This is a genomic window from Almyronema sp., from assembly GCF_052168255.1.
GTDB lineage: Bacteria > Cyanobacteriota > Cyanobacteriia > Phormidesmidales > Phormidesmidaceae > Sphaerothrix > Sphaerothrix epifaneia.
This window is the reverse complement of sequence record NZ_JBQLZL010000101.1, coordinates 1-4,357: the sequence shown is the minus strand read 5'-3', so window position 1 is coordinate 4,357 and position 4,357 is coordinate 1. Positions and strand designations below refer to the sequence as shown.

General features: G+C 50.6%; 4 protein-coding genes. 2 read left to right on the top strand and 2 right to left on the bottom strand.

Translation table 11 applies throughout. The annotated features are described in order from the left end of the window. Positions 1–459 precede the first annotated feature (459 nt). Positions 460–711, top strand: a complete 252-nt coding sequence (locus ACTS3T_RS21310; protein ID WP_462935662.1) for a hypothetical protein — start codon at positions 460–462, stop codon at positions 709–711. Between the two features lie 155 nt (positions 712–866). On the opposite strand, the gene ACTS3T_RS21305 is transcribed toward ACTS3T_RS21310, so the two are convergent. Next, entirely contained in the window at positions 867–2,708 is a 1,842-nt protein-coding gene (locus ACTS3T_RS21305) for a glycoside hydrolase family 10 protein (RefSeq protein ID WP_462935661.1), read from the bottom strand. A gap of 232 nt (positions 2,709–2,940) precedes the next feature. Beyond that, a complete protein-coding gene (locus tag ACTS3T_RS21300; RefSeq protein WP_462935660.1) occupies positions 2,941–3,648 on the bottom strand; it encodes an N-acetylmannosamine-6-phosphate 2-epimerase in 708 nt (235 codons plus the stop codon). 75 nt (positions 3,649–3,723) lie between these two features. Here ACTS3T_RS21300 and ACTS3T_RS21295 point away from each other — a divergent pair, with 75 nt between their 5' ends. Next, on the top strand, positions 3,724–4,230 hold the full coding sequence (locus tag ACTS3T_RS21295) for a DUF4112 domain-containing protein (protein WP_462935659.1): 507 nt from the start codon (positions 3,724–3,726) through the stop codon (positions 4,228–4,230). Positions 4,231–4,357: the final 127 nt, after the last annotated feature.

The window sequence follows — 4,357 nt, the reverse complement described above, 5'->3', positions numbered from 1 at the left end:
AAGGTTTGTTTGCTATCTCTGTGGGCAAGCTGCCCTATGCAACTAAACTCAACACTCACAATCACATTACTATTGACTGCGATCGCCTAATGCCCTACACTCAGCCATTAAGCTGTAGCGTTTGAACCGTTACAGCTTTTTCACATACACAGGACTCAAAAACTAGCGCTCCCTAGAGGTGCTGACAACACCGCCTAGAGAGCTAAGCCCCCAACTGAGTAAGCAGTCGGTTGCCTAGTGGTACAGTGTACCGCCAGCCACCCCGATTTGCATTGCAATTTGTCGGGGTGGCTGGTTTTTGGGTTCTGGGTCAAGGAGAAGGCCGAAGGATAAAGCAGGCACGGTGAAATGCAGGATGCTTTGCATCTGACATTTGCTTAACTTCTGCGTTCTGACTTCTACCTTTTAATTTCTGCCCTTCCTCCTCCCAGACTCAAACCCAAAAAGGAGTACACTTCCATGTTTCAAGAAACTCGTGATAGCGATCGCCTAATTCCCGCGACTGCCCTTCCCACAGGCAACCCAGCGGGTGAAAGCAACGGCGAAAACGTGCGGCTAGTGATGTTGGGTGCCTTGCCCTGCGTGCGGCAAGAGATTCATCGCCTACATCTGAAAAACTACGCCGAACCGAACGACTGGAGCCGTCCATTATCCACCGGACGCCCCAACGAAGTCATGGTGATTCTCACCAAACGCTGTCAGCTAGATTAAGCACCGCAGCCCCAGCCGCCGCTATCCTGTCTATCAGGCAGCGGCGGCATGGCTCATTCACTTAAGAGATTATCGCTGTAGCCCCAAACGTTGAGACCCTTCAAGAGCCATAGAGGCGATCGCTTGAGAACTGCCGTCTGCTAAATCCCTGATGACTAAACCCCGATCGGCTCAGGGCGAAGCGCTCTATTGGGGAAAAGCCCGGTAAAAGCAGCTTGCCGTTCTTGAGGCGCTTCCTGATTCATATTCAAAAGAGTTTCGTAGAAGAAGAACGAGATCCCGGCAAACTGGCGATCGCGGACAGCTTCAATCTGGCTGTCAATCAAGCCCATTGGCGTGGGTCGGCCTTTCAACCCAGTCAAAATTCCAACAGCCGTTGGGATTCGTCGCCGCGAAGCCTGCGCCGTTGCTTTGTTCATTTCCCAAACAAAGCGATTGAGATTGTCACGATAGAGCTGAATAATCAGTTCATCTACAGAACCTTGTTCAACCCAAGTCGGCCAATCTTGCAAATAGTTGCCATAGGAAAACGGATAAGGATTAGGCGAAACCGAAACAATTGCTCCCGGTCGCCGTGCCCTAACCACCTGCGCCACTTCTGCCATAAAGCCAGAAATTTTGCTAGCCCGCCAGCGTACCCATTCAGGCTCTTGTGCCGCCTCAGGTGGGGCTTTACCACTGTGTTCTTGCTTATAAAGGGCAATCGTCACCGGATCATAGCCAAATTCAACAGGCAAACCCATGTGATCATCGACCTGAAAGCCATCCACCGGATATCGACGCATGACCTCATCTACCAGCAGCAGCACAAAACGCTGTACCTCCGGGTGAAAAGGATTTAGCCAAACCCGTCGATCGTTACCTTCCACCTTAACCAAGCTGCCATCTGCTCGTTGAGTTAGCCAGTCGGGGTGCCGTCGCGCCAGTTCAGAATCCGCTGGTGCCATAAAGCCAAACTCAAACCAGGGAATCACTTTTAACCCCAGGGGATGCGCTAGGTCAATTGCCTCTTGCAGCATATCGCGATCGCGCTGAGTTGCTTCTAGACGGCCATCTTCAACCGGATCATCTGAAAAAGGATACAGCCCTTGTTTGTGACCAATAAACTGCTCAGCAATCGCACTGGGATACAGCGTATCCCCCCAGTTCCAAATGGTGGGATAAATTGTATTGAAATTGAGAGCCGCCAACGTATTGATAGCTTCACTCAAGCGATCGCGGCTAAACAACACATCACTGTCGATGTTGGTTAGCCAGGTACCGCGAATTTCTTGAACCGGAGCTGGAGCACTGGTCGCTAGCTGGTGGGCTACGACCCCATCTGGCGGCAGCGTACTGAGCAAACCCGGTACTCTACTGGTCTGACACAGTAAAGCTGCGGCTTCTCCACGACTGGCCAACTGATTGGGCTGTAACTGCCGCGAAGCTGGATAGAGAACAATCGCTTGCTGCTCTAGTGCCGCTGCCACTGCCTCACGAGCAAAGTCTGGAATTGAGGCACTGTCCTCAAAATTGGCAGCAAGAGTAGCGTTAGCATTACCCAAGTAAGGATAATGGCGATAAGCCGCGATCGCTGTAATCACTTCTGCCCGCGACAACGGACGATTCAAATCAAAATATTGCGGCGGATAGTGCGATAAAAAATTGGCCGGATCATCTAGGTTCAGCGCAGTATCAACCGCTTTGGGTACAGGGGTAGCGACTGGCGCTGCCGTTAGCCAGTTGATCAACTCACGCCAGGTAATGCCGTCATGCGGACGAAAGCGACCATTGGGAAATTGATCTGTCCTCAGGGTTCCCGATTGCGCTAATGTCTGAATGCACTGGTTAGCCCAATGACTGCTCGTGTCGCTAGGCAATATAAATTCAGCAGTCGGCTGAGCTTCAGTCGAGAACTGAGCAGCCACTGGCACACGCCAGTCTATACCGACCACCAGCGTTAACGTAAATATAAAAGTGAACAGCCATGCCCATTGGCGCTGCGATCGCCGCCCCATTCAGAGTGCCTCCTGTGCTTCAATCACCTTACTTTTCAGCCTGAGATGTTTTCAGTCAGGAAAGTCATTCCCCTGATTTTGCCTTAAAACGGTCACGCTACTGAAGTCAGTTGTCCATAAATTGAGGCAAATCAAATTTTCCAAGGGCAAACAAGCTTAGCGCTAGCCAGATCTGATCACCCCTAAACCAAAAACGGTGGCGAAATATATTGCTTAAGGGCATCGCACTCATCTACAACCTATCTTTTGCCGACTCAGCGATCGCTTTGCAGTAAGCCTGTACCTGCAAATCAATGCCTGTAATAGCTGTCCCTACCACTACACAGTAAGCACCTAGCTTTAGAGCTTTAGCCGCCATCTCCGGAGACGCCACCCCCCCTTCACAAACCACTGGCACCGACAGTTTCTCAACTAGCTGCGCCAGTAAGTCGTAGCCGGGGGGATGTTTTTGCTGGGTCGCTGTCGTATAGCCATACAGCGTGGTGCCGATCAAATCTGCCCCTGCCGCCGCCGCCGCCATTGCTGCTGCCAATGTATCAACATCTGCCATCACAGGCTTGTGTAATTGGGTATGAATCTGCTCTATCAAGCTACCAACGGTTTCACCATTGGGGCGATCGCGCTGAGTTGCATCAATGGCAATAATATCGGCTCCGGCTACTGCGATCGCCTCAGCCTGGAGAAACTGAGGTGTAATGTACACCTCATAACCCGGCATTTGCTGCTTCCACAAACCAATAATAGGAACTTCAAGGCGCTGACGTACCGATTGCACATGAGTGGGCGTGTCAATTCGCACCCCAACCGCACCCCGCAAAACAGCCGCCTGAGCGATCGCAGCGATCACCTCAGAATTAAATAATGGAGAGTCTGAAGGCGCTTGGCAAGAAACTACTAGCCCCCCCTCAAGCTGCTCAATCACTGAAAAAACTACAGACATTGCTAGCCAATTGATAGATTCTTTTAGGCGATCGCCGTTGTATGCTTCAAAGCAGATTTTATCGGCTTTTGTGCCATGCCGTCGTTCCAATCTCGTCCCTTACCCCAGCACTTATCTCCTGCTCGCATAGAACGGCTCAAACGAGTGCGCCATCTCAGCCGTCTTCTCGACAACTCCATTACCATTCCAGGCATCAACTACCGCATTGGCTTAGACCCCATTATTGGTCTATTACCCGGTGGTGGTGATTTACTCACTGGCCTGATGTCAGTTTACATTTTGGTTGAAGCTTACCGTTTTGGCCTTCCAACTTCAACACTAAGTCGCATGGCCTTCAATATCTTATTAGAAGTCGTGGCTGGAACAGTTCCCACTATAGGCGACCTGTTTGATGTGGTCTGGAAAGCCAACGCTCAAAACGTAGCGCTAATTGAGCAACACCTTCAGCAACCTCAGCCCAGCCACCGATCCAACTACCTTTTCTTTGTTGTCATTGTAGCTTTGCTGGTAGCTGCCATTATCGGAGTCGCTACATTTGCCATTTTGGTCGTGCAATTCATTTGGCGTGCCCTAGCAACCTAATTTTTCAGCGGTTTAACCAGCACGAAATTTATAAAAATCAAAAAAGAGGTTCTCAAATATTTGAGAACCTCTTTTTCCAAAAATAACCTGGCACTGAGCTATTTTCCCGTGGAGCGACCCCCAAAGT

Excerpts from the sequence above, each read along its gene's own strand:
- ACTS3T_RS21310 (WP_462935662.1), top strand. The coding sequence starts at position 460 with ATGTTTCAAGAAACTCGTGATAGCGATCGCCTAATTCCCGCGACTGCC.
- ACTS3T_RS21305 (WP_462935661.1), bottom strand. The coding sequence starts at position 2,708 with ATGGGGCGGCGATCGCAGCGCCAATGGGCATGGCTGTTCACTTTTATA.
- ACTS3T_RS21300 (WP_462935660.1), bottom strand. The coding sequence starts at position 3,648 with ATGTCTGTAGTTTTTTCAGTGATTGAGCAGCTTGAGGGGGGGCTAGTA.
- ACTS3T_RS21295 (WP_462935659.1), top strand. The coding sequence starts at position 3,724 with ATGCCGTCGTTCCAATCTCGTCCCTTACCCCAGCACTTATCTCCTGCT.